The organism is Exiguobacterium sp. KJ 601, from assembly GCF_027161185.1.
Lineage (GTDB): Bacteria > Bacillota > Bacilli > Exiguobacteriales > Exiguobacteriaceae > Exiguobacterium > Exiguobacterium profundum.
This window is the reverse complement of sequence record NZ_JADHZG010000005.1, coordinates 66,129-78,181: the sequence shown is the minus strand read 5'-3', so window position 1 is coordinate 78,181 and position 12,053 is coordinate 66,129. Positions and strand designations below refer to the sequence as shown.

Below are 12,053 nucleotides of genomic sequence, written 5' to 3'. Positions count from 1 at the left end.
TTGTTCTTCCCGATATAGAGGCGCTCTTTGTCCTCTGAGTCGATCATCGCGATCGCGTACGAACCGTGGAGGTCCGAGAGCGTCTTGCGGAACGCCGCCTCGACATCACCGAGCTCGACGAAGTGCTTCTCCATGAGCAAGACGATGACTTCCGTGTCCGTCTCTGAAAGGAACGGAACGTCGAGCGTGGCTTTCAATTGCTCATCGTTCTCGATTACACCGTTATGGACGAGCGTGAAGCGTCCAGTCGTGCTTTGATGCGGGTGGGCGTTCGGCACGCTCGGTACCCCGTGTGTCGCCCAACGTGTGTGGCCGATTCCAATCGTTCCTTCAGCATCAGCCGGTACGATGTCACGGAGTGCTTGAATTCGTCCTACTTCTTTGAACGTACGAACGTCCTCGCCGACTAATGCAATTCCTGCTGAATCATAGCCACGATATTCGAGCTTTTCTAGCCCTTTCAATAAAATCTCTTTCGTTCCAACTTGTCCGATCATCCCTACGATTCCACACATAAACAAATCTCCTCTTTGCTTCGATTTCTCGAAAAAGGAAACGGGCTTTTTTGAGTAATGTCATCAAGTCTCGTTTTGTCCGCCCGGTCACCCGAACGTTTTATCAAGACTCTCTCAGTCGTGACACGCGACTGGAAGGCATCCGCCGAAATCTCGATCACCTTCGTCCTCGTCAACTCCGTAGAGTTCTGGCGCTTTCACTTTATATCTAGCCGTTTCTCCAGATACGCTTTCATGCTATCGAGTACAAGCCGTGTTGGATAGAGCAATCTGAAAAATTGTCGCTAAATACTTTTTTTCCGTTCATGTAAAAGTCACCACTTTCACTAAAATGCCATCAATGTATCAGGTTTTCGAGTAGGGAGAGAACGGGCATGATACAAGTAACGAGTAAAGAAACGAGGGGAAACACATGGGTGGAATCTTCCTATTGATCGGCATTCTGTTATCCGTCTTATCCAGGTGGCTCGAATTTGAAGGTAATAGCACGTTAGGAGATGTCATGTTGTTTCCTGCGATTTTCTTCATGGCTATGGCTTTTCTCTGCAGTTTCCCTTATTTCAAAGAATGGTGGGATGACCGCTCTACCCGTAAGAAAGCATTCTTATTCGTGATTTTTGCCGCAGTCGGTATCCTATGTCTGCAAGCCGCTTTCTGGTTTGTCGTTTGGCGCGATCAATGGCTCGGACTCCTTCTCCTTCTTCCCTTTGCGGCATGTGTGGGGTTCATCGCTCGTCTATTCAAATAAAAAGAGGATGCGCAATCGCACATCCTCCTCATTATTTCACGGTAAAGTCGACCACCACACCATAATGATCACTCGGTACAACATCCCTACTCGTCCGCATGTCGCCGAATACATCGACATGCTGAACCTCGAGTTCACTCCATTCCGAAAGGAACAGAATCCAATCATATCGTTCAGGTTGCTCGAGATGAGAAGATTGTAGGTATGGATTGTGCTTTACGTCTAACGTCGGGCGTGCCTCTTCGCCAACAAACGTCGTCACGTCCAGCCACCCTGCATCTGATACATCATCATAGATAGTGGATTGAGGATGATCATTGAAATCCCCACACAACACCTCAATCGCCTTTTGGTGCCCCTTGCTTAACCAGTCTCGTACCACTTCCATCTGGCATTCTCGAATCGAAGAAGAGCGCCAGTTCAGATGCACATTCGTGAGTCCCCATTCCTGACCGCCGAAGATAAGCGTCACTCGGGTCGCACAAAAGTTTGACTCTTCCACATCTTCTTCCCAAATCGCTTCAACTGAAGAAAAAGGGACTTTACTCAAAAAAGCGAGTCCTTCGTCCGGTGAGTCGGGGTAAGCATGAAAGACGCAGTACGGATAACCCGTCGCTTCCGCAATGTCATGAGCCACACTACCCTCTTCGTAAGAACGGACTTCTTGCAGTGCAATCACGTCCGCGTTGATTCGTTTTACTTCTTGGCAAATCGCATCGATTCGTTTTTGCCATAGCGTGTCATGATTCCAAATGTTATACGTCGCAATCCTCACTTCATATTCCTACTTTCTCGAGTGAGTCACGCGCTCCCCCATTTTTGTTCTTCTTTTAACTCTCGTTCCGTGACATAGTTCTCATCAAGTCGGACCATGTATCGCTCGTACCATTTATGACCGATGACGGATATGACACCTCCAGTGACCATCAAACCAATAAAGTAAGGTGTCTCAATTTGTTTCGTTACCCACCCGAACATGAGGATGAGCAAAATCGGGAACGTCAAAAAATTAAAAATCGACATCAAGTGTATATGACGTTTGGCGTCTCGATTCGTTAAATACTTCAATTGAATCGTTTCTTTCTTCCAAGATTTTTTAATCGCAAATAAGCCCGCAAATTGACCAATCAAAAGAACAGTTCCTGCTGACACCCATCCTTTTTCAGTCGCCACAAACAACGATATACAGATCATCCACGACAGAAAAGTGAAGACTCCATTCTTTTCAGTTTCCACTCTGACAAGCTCTCTCATCTGATCACGTTTGTTCACGACGTTGCTCCTTCTCGTATTCGCGGACTTCACGAATCTCTTTTAAATCTCGATCCGTCAAATAGTTCTCGTCATAAGATTGAATGACGCGGTCGAACCGCTTCGCCAAGTATTCAATCCCGAAAAACGTCAGTTGCGAAAGGAGGAACATACGGAACGATTGTGTGCTCGTCGCTTCACTCGTGAAATAGAAGAGTCCATAAATTCCGACACCCGTCAAAGCGAGCGTATGTGCCATCATTTTGAACGATAAGAGGTTTCGTGCCGTCTGATTCGTCACAAAGCGCAGCCACATCCGATATTGTATAAAAATACCCGTCAAGACTGCAGCGAGCACCGCATATAACGTTCCCGTAACAACGCCGTCCGAAAGTGTCCAATACGAGGCGTAAATCAAAAAACTGACGACGAGTCCGATGCCGATGATGCCGACACCCCATTTCGTCAAACGGTCTACTTTTAAAATCGTGTCGATTTGCGTTTTTACTTTTGGTGATAGTTCCATATGTTCTCTCCTCCTTCCAACACTTCTTCATACGTCGGTAGTTCTGACTGATGTGCATGGATTCGCTCTTCCCATTTCTTCTCTCGATACGATTTCGCTAACCCCCAAAGGGCGACGATCCCACCGGTCAGGATGAAGGCATCTTCGTTCACATACATCGGGATGAAGAGCACAAATAACGTAACAGCACTAATCCAACAGTCAACGAGTCGATAGCGCAACACCCGAACGACGTTTTGATGTTCGGCAAAAGGGCGAATGACTCGATATTCCATATATCCTTTATAAGCCATGCCAATGGATACGACCAACATGACCGGGATGACCCATGTCGCCTGTGTCCGTAACATCACGATGAACGAAATGAGGAATATGACGAGTACCGGCCAGCCAAAGAACCGTTCGAATTGTTTGGCATGCGTTATCGTGAGTTCAAATTGACGGTCCATTTAGTACACTCCCTTCAATCACTTCCTCATACGTCGGTAATTCCGGATCGATTTGTTTAAGTTGCTTCGTGAACCACTTCTGCCGAATCGGACTGAGTACTCCCCATATCCCAAAAAAGAGACCGATCACGAGACCAAAATCTTCCGCTGTCAGAAGCGTCACCATGAGCGCCGTCAACAAAATCGCATCCACCCATTCGAATACGTATTGGAATATAAGCATTCGATGAGCTTTCGGATGTTTTGTCATTCGCCACATGATACGCATCTCTTGATAGCCCATCACGACGATGATCACAGAGACGGACGCCATGATGGGGATAAGCCACATTTTCTCTAATAAGAGAGCGACAATAATGGCCATGACATAAAGAATCAAGATGGGTACGGCATAACGTCGCATTCGTCGCATCCACTTTACGTCTTGCTCCACCTATATCGCCTCCTTGTCGAAATGTATATACTCCATATCTTGTTGTTTCGTTTGTTTGTTCACGTTCAACGTCCATAGCATCGCACCACCGATGAATATCGTGACACCCATATACGCCACGTTTGAGGCGAACAGTAATTGATGATTCAACGCGAGGAAAAAGGCAGCACTGTTGATCCCGTCCCGAACGAGTTGACGACGATACAACCCTTTCAATTCTGGTTGAAACCTCAGGCGCATTCGATAACGCTTCACATATAAGATGTTCAGCGGAATGAGCGTACAGGCGATATACAGCACGCCCCACGTAAGATCATCTGTTAATAAACTGATTGGTAACATCAGCACTACAAATGTTCCAAACAGGCCGAAGATCCATTGGTCGAATAAACGCTTCCATGCTTTTTCTTTCGTTATGCGTTCATTCATCTCTTCAACCGTTGTTTCTCGGATTGATCCACCGAAGATATGCTTTCTCCAAATTGTCTTTGGAAAGTTTGACCGAATACCATCCACAAGGTGAGAACAACAAAAATTGTTAACGTGTCAACTTTCATAAAAAGGAGCGTCACGGTTGTTACAATAAGAATTGCTGAATCCACTAAATCATACATGAGCTCCCGTTTAAGAGATTTCATTTTGATTTTTTCGCTTACATGCGTACGTTGTTTCTGATACTTGCTAACGTCTATTCCAATCATCGCGATCCCGACAACAATGAGTGGAACTGTCAGCCCTACATTACCTTCGAAGTACGACACAGCAAGCGCCATGAGTATGAACGCAAACGAGGTATATTTTATTCGAAGTGGTGACTTCCACCATGTATCCTCTTGTACGAAACGATTTTGATTGTTCACTTAACAAACATCCTTTCTATAAAGCATCTATATCCCTTATACGTATAATTTCTTATTATTGTTTCACATTTTCCGAATATTCTAGCATTGAATCGTTCGACTTTTTTCAACAATTGACGAACGAAACGTATCCGCTTACAAAGGTTATCTGCTATACTGTTACCAAATTCATTCCCACAAATTTTTTTGAAAGGTGTAGAACTGTATGTCTCCGAAGTACAAGCAAGTTGCAAGTCAGATTGAAGCGGACATCGTCAATCACGTCTACCAACATACGAATAAATTATTGACCGAGGATGAGTATGCCAATAAGTATGGCGTCAGCCGCAATACGGTCCGAAAAGCGATCGAGATCCTCGTCAACAAAGGATACGTCTATCAAGTTCAAGGGAGCGGCGTCTTCGTCCGTGACCATTACAATAGCGATTACATCAATTTAGAAAAGCTCCAAGGTTTAACAAGTGACTTCAGCGGTCGAAAAGTCGAGACACGCGTCTTACATTTCGAACAGACGGTGGCGAACGATGAGGTCGCCGAACGTATGAAGTGCCCGATTGGGACACCCGTCTACTTCGTGAAACGTCTACGTCTCGTTGATGATCATCCGTTCTCTGTAGAGGATTCATACTTCCGAAAAGAGCTCGTCATCTACTTAGATGAGAACATCGTCCAAAAGTCGATCTACACATATTTACGAAGTGATCAAAAACTTGCCATCGGATTCGCTGACCGAGTCATTTACGCAGACTTTTTAGATTCAGAGTGCGCCGACCTGCTCGACCTGAACGAGAATGATCCAGCCTTGATTGTCGACAACACCGTCTATTTGACGAATGGACAAATCTTCGACGTCTCTCGTTCCATCCATCATTTTAAACATGTCAAAATGCTCAAAGTCTCGAACATCAAGTCCTAAACGCGCCCGAGAGATGCTTTTCTCGCGCGCATTTTTTTATGCACTTTTTCGAAAAGTAAGGGTTTACACGAAAACGCTTTCGTGCTACTATCAACGTGTAGAAAATATTTGTACCTATGAATTTTAGTTATCCATACAAAAAGGAGAGATATTATGGTTTCTGAAACAATCGAGATCTCACCGGAAGATATTTTCGGTCTCATCGCCCTCTCGGGTGACGCCAAAGCGAGCTACCATCAAGCGATGCTCCTCATGCAAGAAGGAAAGAAAGACGAAGCCGAAGCAGCAGTCGTTGCTGGTGACGCGACATTAAAAGAAGCACATGCGATTCAAACGAAATTCGTGACGCTCGAAGCACAAGGTAAATCGGCAACGGTTGGTGTCCTCATGGTGCATGCGCAAGATCACTTGATGAACACGATTCTCGTCAAAGAAATGCTTGGATATATGATGAATATGCAAAACGAAATCAACGAATTGAAAGGAATGGATCAAAAATGATTAAAATCGGACTCTTCTGTGCGGCAGGTATGTCAACAAGTATGTTAGTAGAAAAAATGAAAGCGGTTGCCTCTGAACGTGGCATCGAAGCTGAAATCGCAGCTTACCCAGAATCGGAGATGGAAACTTACGTTGACAACATCGACGTTGCACTTCTCGGACCACAAGTGAAGTACCTCCTTTCAAAAGGGAAGCAAATCTGCGAACCAAAAGGTGTTCCAATCGACGTCATCAACACAGTCGACTACGGCATGATGAACGGTGCGAAAGTATTAGACCACTCATTGAAACTTGTAAATAAATAAACTGAGGTGATGACTTTGAAAATGCCTAAAGATTTCTTGTTCGGCGCTGCTTCGGCCTCTTACCAGGTCGAAGGCGCATGGAACGAGGACGGGAAAGGCCTCTCGAACTGGGACGTCTTCTCGAAAATTCCTGGTAAGACATTTGAAAACACAAACGGCGACGTCGCAGTCGACCATTACCATCGTTATAAAGAAGATATCGCGCTCATGGCGGAGATGGGACTCGAATCGTATCGTTTCTCCATCTCATGGCCGCGTATCTTCCCGAACGGTACGGGTGAAGTGAACGAAAAAGGACTCGAGTTCTATAACAACTTGATCGACGAATGTTTGAAACATGACATCGTCCCATTCGTCACGCTCTACCATTGGGACCTCCCACAAGCACTTGAAGAAAAAGGCGGCTGGAAGAACAAAGAGACAGTTGACGCATTCGTCCGTTTCGCAGATACTTGCTTCCAATCGTTCGGTGACCGTGTCAACCACTGGATCACGTTCAACGAAGCGGTCATCTTCTGCTCACTTGGATACTTAACAGGCGCACACCCGCCAGGTATCGAAGGCGACGTCAAAGGATATTTCCAAACGACACATAACGTCTTCGTCGCTCACGCCCGTGCCGTTGAGCTCTTCAAACAAAACGGTCACACTGGCGAAATCGGGATCACACACGTGTTCAACCCGGCGTTCAGTATCGATGACGCAGAGGAGAACAAGTTTGCCGAAATGCATGCGAATGCTTATGCGACACATTGGTTCTATGACCCCATCTTGAAAGGTGAATATCCAGAGTACGTCGTGAACGGTTTACATGAACAAGGTCTCCTTCCTGAAATGACAGAGGAAGAACTCGACGTCTTGAAACGTACCGCTCCGATGAACGACTTTATCGGTCTCAACTACTACAGCCCGCAGCGCGTCATGAAGAATGACTCGGCGCTCGTCATGGCCGGTGGACGTGAGAACTCGACAGGTCGTCCGGGTAACCCATCGTTCGATGGCGTCTACAAGACGGTCAAGATGGATGACAAAGTGTACACGAAGTGGGATTGGGAAATCTCACCGGAAGCGTTCCTCGCTGGGATGCATATGCTGAAAGATCGTTACGGCGACGTCAAAATCTATATCACAGAGAACGGTCTCGGTGATGTCGACCCAATCGTCGACGGTGAGATCATGGACACGCCACGGATCGAGTACATCGAAGGACACCTTCGTGCAGTCAAACATGCTGTTCAACAAGGCATCAACGTTGCTGGTTACTATGCTTGGTCTGCAATCGACCTACTCAGCTGGTTGAACGGTTATAAGAAACAATACGGCTTCATCTATGTCGACCACAACAACGGTCTCGCACGGAAGAAGAAACAGTCGTTCCATTGGTATAAAGAGATCATCGCTACGCGCGCTGAAGACCTATAAGGAGGTTCCCCTATGAGCCGCTTAGAAAGAGTATTTGAAAAGTTCACCCCTGCTTTTGTTCGCTTCGCGAACGCCAAGCCCGTCCTTGCGATTAAGGACGGGTTCATCCTCACGATGCCGATGACGATCATCGGATCGTTGTTCCTCCTCATCCTGGCGTTACCGATTCCAGGCTGGGCTGACTTCATGTCAGGTCTATTTGGAGCAGACTGGTCACTCCCGCTCACGCAAGTCGTCGGTGCGACGTTTGACATCCTTGCTTTAATCGGTGTTTTTGGAATCGCTTACTCATACGTCAAGAACGAAAAGATTGAAGGCGTGCCAGCTGGTATCCTCGGAATCATCTCGTTCCTCATCATCACACAAGCTTCTGTCTTGTCTGAATCTGGGGAATTCGTCGGTGGCGTCATTCCAAAAGTATGGACAGGTGGACAAGGTGTCCTCGCTGCCATCATCGTCGGATTGACAGTCGGATTCATCTACTCGCAGTTCATCAAGCGCGGGATCAGCATTAAAATGCCAGACGGTGTTCCACCAGGCGTATCGAACTCATTCTCTGCACTTGTTCCTGGTTTGGCGATCATCTCGCTCGCCGTTGCGACGTTTGCGATTTTCCAAGCGGTTGCAGAGCGTACGTTCACAGAAGTCATCTATGATGTGCTTCAAGCACCGCTTCAAAACTTGACTGACACACTCGCTGGAGCCGTCATCATCATGGTGCTCATGTCCGTCATGTGGTGGTGTGGGATTCACGGTGCCGCAATCCTCATGGGAATCATGGGACCACTTCTCACAGCGAATGCACTTCAAAACCAAGCCATCCTCGATGCTGGTGGTACGCTCGTCGCTGGCGAGAACGCAAAAATCGTTACGATTCAATTCCTCGACGTGTTCACGAAACTCGGTGGATCAGGAATCACAATCGGCTTCATCATTGCCGTCTTAATCGTTGCACGCTCGGCACACTTGAAGCAGCTTGGGAAGTTGTCACTTGCACCAAGTATCTTCAACATCAATGAGCCGGTCATCTTCGGGATGCCAATCGTCTTCAACCCGATCATGTTCGTCCCATTCGTCGTCGTGCCAGCCATCGCTTCATTCATGGTCTACTTTGCCATCCTTTGGGGTTGGGTCGAGCCGTTCAACGCGCTTCAAGTACCATGGACGACACCTCCAGTCATCTCTGGATTCTTGATTGGCGGATGGCGCGCTGCCCTCTTACAGATTGCAACAATCGCCATGGCCGTTGTCGTCTACCTTCCGTTCGTTCGCATTCAAGACCGCGTTTCGTACGGTGAAGAATTGAAAGCACAAGATGGCTCTGATCAAGCATCAGCCTGAAACAAAAGCGACAGCCCTTCTCAATAATGAGGAGGGCTGTTATATTTAGGGAAAAGAGTAAAGGAGTTGGAAATTTGAAAGCATACTATCCTTCTATATTCGCCGTTATCGCTGGTCTGTCCGGATTACTCGGACTGTTGCTTCAATCGGTCTACCCCATCATGTTGTTTCCTGTCTTTTTACTCATTGCGGGATACTTTATGGTACATGCGAATAAGCAGAAAACAACCGTCCGAAACTATACACCGAGCTTTCTAATTTTATCGAGCGCCGCCCTCGCATTCGGTCTTGGCTTCCAATCGATTTTGCCATATGCCATGCTTATCGGGGTCGTAATCCATACGGTCTGTCTCTTCTGTGCCATCATCGCACTTGGACGATATCGGGCACATGTCTCATGAAGGCTGTGACTGGACTCGGTTGGGGCGCATTGATTTTAGCGCTCGCCCTCGCCCCGCTACTTGCCGTCGATTTGATTATCATCTATCTGCTTGAAGACACAGTGTTCCGAATCTTATCGACTCTCGCGATGCTCGGTTGTTTCTATCTATCTATCTATTGTCGACAATCCTCAGTTTGTTCGTTGATGGGTTAACGGGAGCGTTACGCTCGTTTGGTCATGCGAACGTACCGCGTCTAATCGACACCATTCTGCACGGAGCAGTGAGCGGAATCAGTCTATACGTCGTACTGACACTCTTTCCGTCTATCGATTTATCGACGCTCACCGTCATGGGGATTGTATTCGTACACTTATTCGGTGCATCATTTTGGCTAAATCGTGAGAATTCGAAAGAAGACGTACCTCTTGAACTTGATTCAATCGATCAGCAGATCATCCACCTGTTACGAACCGAAACAATCGTGTCCTGCGTCGAACGCATCCAGCATGATTACCCGAATTTACCGAAACGGGACGTATTGAAAAGAGTCAAACAAATCAGTCAATCCAACGAAGTCACCGAACCGTTTCATGGTCGGTGACTTTTGTGCGTCATCACGAGTGAATCGTGGGATTTATCCTGGTGTTTCGTTGCCCAATCTATGTAAACAAACGCTAGTCCTTTTTCAGTGCTAGCGTTTTACGTATCCTCTTTCCGGAGCGAATAGCCCTCCACTTCAAGCAACCGCATCCGCCTCTGGTCAATCGCCGCATGAATAATCACGGTCACACCTGGATTGAGCTCCATCATTTTCTTGATTTTTCGTAAGTCATCTCCCTTGATCTCAACGGGCAACACAAACTCGCCTTCTCTCAAATGAACGAATTTGATTTTCCCAAGGTCGTCATATCCCGTCACTTCATATGTCGCAAACTCACGTTTCATAGAACATCCCTCCCCTATCTTCGTTCCCAAAAAGATAGCATTCCACACAAAAAATCCATCCCCGTAGCGGTGGGGATGGATGCATGTTACGCCTCGACGCTATCCGCGTGTTTGGCTTTATGGTCGGCGATGACACCGGCATACCACTTCGCGCTGTCTTTCCAAATGCGCTCCTGTGTCTCAAAGTCGATATAAAGAATGCCGAAGCGCTTCTCATAACCGAAGCTCCATTCGAAGTTGTCCATGAGCGACCAGAGGTAGTAGCCTTGAATGTTCATGCCTTCATCGTTCAAATCGGAGACGGCTTCGAGGTGCTGGCGGACGTAGTCGATCCGGTTATCGTCATGGACTTCGCCATTTTCCAGCACGTCGTCAAATGCGGCGCCGTTCTCTGTGATGTAGATTGGAAGGTCAGTATACTCGGCGCGTAAACGACGGATCAGGTCTTTGAATTCGTTCGGGGCGATATCCCAGCCCATGCCCGTCTTCTCGTAGTCCGAGTAAGCGTCTGCCTTCAAGAAATCATTTGCTGCGTTGAACTCGACAATGCCGCGGCTGTAGAAGTTGATGCCGAAGAAGTCGCAAGATGTCGAAATCGTCTCCATATCACCCGGTTGGATGAAATCGAAGTTATGCACATATTTGGAGAACAAGTTCATCATATCGACTGGATACTCACCTTTGAAGACCGGATCGAGGAACCAGCGATTCGAATACCCGTCGGCATTGTTCATCGCAAGGCGATCATTCGCAGAATCCGTCTTCGCGTACATCGGTGACAAGTTGAGCGTGATGCCGATCGGGGTCATGGACGTCATCTCTCGCTTCAACAACTCGACCGCTTTTCCGTGCGATAACAATATGTGGTGCACGGCGCGTACCGCTTCGTTCATGTCACGATGACCCGGTGCATGAACACCGACGTGGTAGCCGAGGAAGCCGGCACACCAAGGCTCATTGTGGGTAATCCAAGAGTCGACGATGTCATCAAGCTCTTCAAAACAGACTTTCGCATAATCGAGGAACCAGTCGACCGATTCACGGTTGACCCAGCCACCTTCTTCGTGAGCCCACATCGGAAGGTCCCAGTGATAAATCGTGACGGCTGGTTTGATTCCTTCTTCACGTAGACGCAGCGCCAAGTTTTTGTAGAACGCCATTCCTTCTGGGTTGTACTCTCCCTTGGCAGGGAAGATGCGTGGCCACGCGATGGAGAATCGATACGTGTCGACACCTAACTTTTTGATGTGCTGGATGTCTTCCTCGTAACGATGGTAGTGGTCACATGCGACATCGCCGTTATGCTTTTCAAACACGCGCCCGTCGATGTCACAGAACATATCCCAGATGGAAGGAGTACGGCCTCCTTCGTTATATGCGCCTTCAATTTGGTACGAGGACGTGGCTGTCCCGAATACGAAGTCTTTCTTAAAATGCATAGTGTTTTCCTCTTTTCTC

The 12,053-nt window shown here is 47.3% G+C and carries 18 protein-coding genes and 1 pseudogene; 9 read left to right on the top strand and 10 right to left on the bottom strand.

Features of this window, described 5'->3' with window-relative positions; translation table 11 throughout:
• Positions 1-515, bottom strand: a pseudogene (locus IRJ25_RS14195) (glutamine--fructose-6-phosphate transaminase (isomerizing)); the annotation flags it as partial.
• A 412-nt stretch (positions 516-927) separates the two neighbouring features.
• Between IRJ25_RS14195 and IRJ25_RS14190 the strand changes: the two are divergent.
• Positions 928-1,263 carry a hypothetical protein gene (locus IRJ25_RS14190; RefSeq protein ID WP_015880680.1) on the top strand — a complete coding sequence of 112 codons (336 nt, stop codon included), beginning with the start codon at positions 928-930 and terminating at the stop codon, positions 1,261-1,263.
• 31 nt (positions 1,264-1,294) lie between these two features.
• On the opposite strand, the gene IRJ25_RS14185 is transcribed toward IRJ25_RS14190, so the two are convergent.
• Genes IRJ25_RS14185 through IRJ25_RS14155 form a run of 7 tightly spaced genes read right to left on the bottom strand, consistent with a single transcriptional unit; the run spans position 1,295 to position 4,782 of the window.
• Positions 1,295-2,038 carry an endonuclease/exonuclease/phosphatase family protein gene (locus IRJ25_RS14185; RefSeq protein WP_269318549.1) on the bottom strand — a complete coding sequence of 248 codons (744 nt, stop codon included), beginning with the start codon at positions 2,036-2,038 and terminating at the stop codon, positions 1,295-1,297.
• 26 nt (positions 2,039-2,064) lie between these two features.
• The gene (locus IRJ25_RS14180) at positions 2,065-2,535 is read right to left on the bottom strand and encodes a hypothetical protein (protein WP_214784874.1); all 471 of its coding nucleotides are present in this window, start codon (positions 2,533-2,535) and stop codon (positions 2,065-2,067) included.
• Positions 2,522-3,040, bottom strand: coding sequence for a hypothetical protein (locus IRJ25_RS14175; RefSeq protein ID WP_269318548.1), 519 nt, complete (start codon positions 3,038-3,040; stop codon positions 2,522-2,524). Before IRJ25_RS14175 ends, IRJ25_RS14180 begins: the two co-directional genes overlap by 14 nt.
• Positions 3,019-3,489 (bottom strand): hypothetical protein, encoded by a 471-nt coding sequence (locus IRJ25_RS14170; RefSeq protein WP_269318547.1) that lies wholly within the window; start codon positions 3,487-3,489, stop codon positions 3,019-3,021. Before IRJ25_RS14170 ends, IRJ25_RS14175 begins: the two co-directional genes overlap by 22 nt.
• Positions 3,473-3,922, bottom strand: coding sequence for a hypothetical protein (locus IRJ25_RS14165; protein WP_269318546.1), 450 nt, complete (start codon positions 3,920-3,922; stop codon positions 3,473-3,475). Before IRJ25_RS14165 ends, IRJ25_RS14170 begins: the two co-directional genes overlap by 17 nt.
• Complete coding sequence (locus IRJ25_RS14160; protein ID WP_269318545.1) at positions 3,923-4,351, bottom strand: hypothetical protein; 429 nt, start codon at positions 4,349-4,351, stop codon at positions 3,923-3,925.
• Positions 4,348-4,782, bottom strand: a complete 435-nt coding sequence (locus IRJ25_RS14155) for a hypothetical protein (RefSeq protein ID WP_269318544.1) — start codon at positions 4,780-4,782, stop codon at positions 4,348-4,350. The genes IRJ25_RS14160 and IRJ25_RS14155 overlap by 4 nt, the downstream gene beginning before the upstream one ends.
• A 205-nt stretch (positions 4,783-4,987) precedes the next feature.
• On the opposite strand from IRJ25_RS14155, the gene IRJ25_RS14150 reads away from it, so the two are divergent.
• From IRJ25_RS14150 to IRJ25_RS14115, 8 genes are all read left to right on the top strand, one after another.
• Complete coding sequence (locus IRJ25_RS14150) at positions 4,988-5,698, top strand: GntR family transcriptional regulator (RefSeq protein ID WP_214758680.1); 711 nt, start codon at positions 4,988-4,990, stop codon at positions 5,696-5,698.
• A 153-nt stretch (positions 5,699-5,851) separates the two neighbouring features.
• Positions 5,852-6,199 (top strand): PTS lactose/cellobiose transporter subunit IIA, encoded by a 348-nt coding sequence (locus IRJ25_RS14145; RefSeq protein WP_031424619.1) that lies wholly within the window; start codon positions 5,852-5,854, stop codon positions 6,197-6,199.
• Positions 6,196-6,504: a PTS sugar transporter subunit IIB gene (locus IRJ25_RS14140; RefSeq protein WP_015880671.1), complete on the top strand. Its 309-nt coding sequence runs from the start codon at positions 6,196-6,198 to the stop codon at positions 6,502-6,504. Before IRJ25_RS14145 ends, IRJ25_RS14140 begins: the two co-directional genes overlap by 4 nt.
• Before the next feature lie 15 nt (positions 6,505-6,519).
• On the top strand, positions 6,520-7,926 hold the full coding sequence (locus IRJ25_RS14135) for a GH1 family beta-glucosidase (protein ID WP_031424618.1): 1,407 nt from the start codon (positions 6,520-6,522) through the stop codon (positions 7,924-7,926).
• 12 nt (positions 7,927-7,938) lie between these two features.
• Positions 7,939-9,267 carry a PTS sugar transporter subunit IIC gene (locus IRJ25_RS14130; protein WP_269318543.1) on the top strand — a complete coding sequence of 443 codons (1,329 nt, stop codon included), beginning with the start codon at positions 7,939-7,941 and terminating at the stop codon, positions 9,265-9,267.
• A gap of 74 nt (positions 9,268-9,341) precedes the next feature.
• Positions 9,342-9,668, top strand: a complete 327-nt coding sequence (locus tag IRJ25_RS14125; RefSeq protein ID WP_214784891.1) for a hypothetical protein — start codon at positions 9,342-9,344, stop codon at positions 9,666-9,668.
• Entirely contained in the window at positions 9,665-9,862 is a 198-nt protein-coding gene (locus tag IRJ25_RS14120) for a hypothetical protein (RefSeq protein WP_269318542.1), read from the top strand. Before IRJ25_RS14125 ends, IRJ25_RS14120 begins: the two co-directional genes overlap by 4 nt.
• On the top strand, positions 9,805-10,251 hold the full coding sequence (locus IRJ25_RS14115) for a hypothetical protein (RefSeq protein ID WP_269318541.1): 447 nt from the start codon (positions 9,805-9,807) through the stop codon (positions 10,249-10,251). The genes IRJ25_RS14120 and IRJ25_RS14115 overlap by 58 nt, the downstream gene beginning before the upstream one ends.
• Before the next feature lie 98 nt (positions 10,252-10,349).
• Here the strand turns inward: IRJ25_RS14115 and IRJ25_RS14110 are convergent, their stop codons facing one another.
• Both IRJ25_RS14110 and IRJ25_RS14105 read right to left on the bottom strand, forming a co-directional pair.
• Positions 10,350-10,595, bottom strand: coding sequence for a hypothetical protein (locus IRJ25_RS14110; RefSeq protein ID WP_031424613.1), 246 nt, complete (start codon positions 10,593-10,595; stop codon positions 10,350-10,352).
• Positions 10,596-10,681: 86 nt separating this feature from the next.
• Complete coding sequence (locus IRJ25_RS14105; protein WP_214784895.1) at positions 10,682-12,034, bottom strand: GH1 family beta-glucosidase; 1,353 nt, start codon at positions 12,032-12,034, stop codon at positions 10,682-10,684.
• Positions 12,035-12,053 lie beyond the last annotated feature (19 nt).

What these genes read in the sequence shown, in the direction of transcription:
- IRJ25_RS14190 (WP_015880680.1), top strand. Translation starts at nt 928, where the DNA reads ATGGGTGGAATCTTCCTATTGATCGGCATTCTGTTATCCGTCTTATCC.
- IRJ25_RS14175 (WP_269318548.1), bottom strand. Translation starts at nt 3,040, where the DNA reads ATGGAACTATCACCAAAAGTAAAAACGCAAATCGACACGATTTTAAAA.
- IRJ25_RS14170 (WP_269318547.1), bottom strand. Translation starts at nt 3,489, where the DNA reads ATGGACCGTCAATTTGAACTCACGATAACGCATGCCAAACAATTCGAA.
- IRJ25_RS14160 (WP_269318545.1), bottom strand. Translation starts at nt 4,351, where the DNA reads ATGAATGAACGCATAACGAAAGAAAAAGCATGGAAGCGTTTATTCGAC.
- IRJ25_RS14150 (WP_214758680.1), top strand. Translation starts at nt 4,988, where the DNA reads ATGTCTCCGAAGTACAAGCAAGTTGCAAGTCAGATTGAAGCGGACATC.
- IRJ25_RS14145 (WP_031424619.1), top strand. Translation starts at nt 5,852, where the DNA reads ATGGTTTCTGAAACAATCGAGATCTCACCGGAAGATATTTTCGGTCTC.
- IRJ25_RS14140 (WP_015880671.1), top strand. Translation starts at nt 6,196, where the DNA reads ATGATTAAAATCGGACTCTTCTGTGCGGCAGGTATGTCAACAAGTATG.
- IRJ25_RS14130 (WP_269318543.1), top strand. Translation starts at nt 7,939, where the DNA reads ATGAGCCGCTTAGAAAGAGTATTTGAAAAGTTCACCCCTGCTTTTGTT.
- IRJ25_RS14120 (WP_269318542.1), top strand. Translation starts at nt 9,665, where the DNA reads ATGAAGGCTGTGACTGGACTCGGTTGGGGCGCATTGATTTTAGCGCTC.
- IRJ25_RS14110 (WP_031424613.1), bottom strand. Translation starts at nt 10,595, where the DNA reads ATGAAACGTGAGTTTGCGACATATGAAGTGACGGGATATGACGACCTT.
- IRJ25_RS14105 (WP_214784895.1), bottom strand. Translation starts at nt 12,034, where the DNA reads ATGCATTTTAAGAAAGACTTCGTATTCGGGACAGCCACGTCCTCGTAC.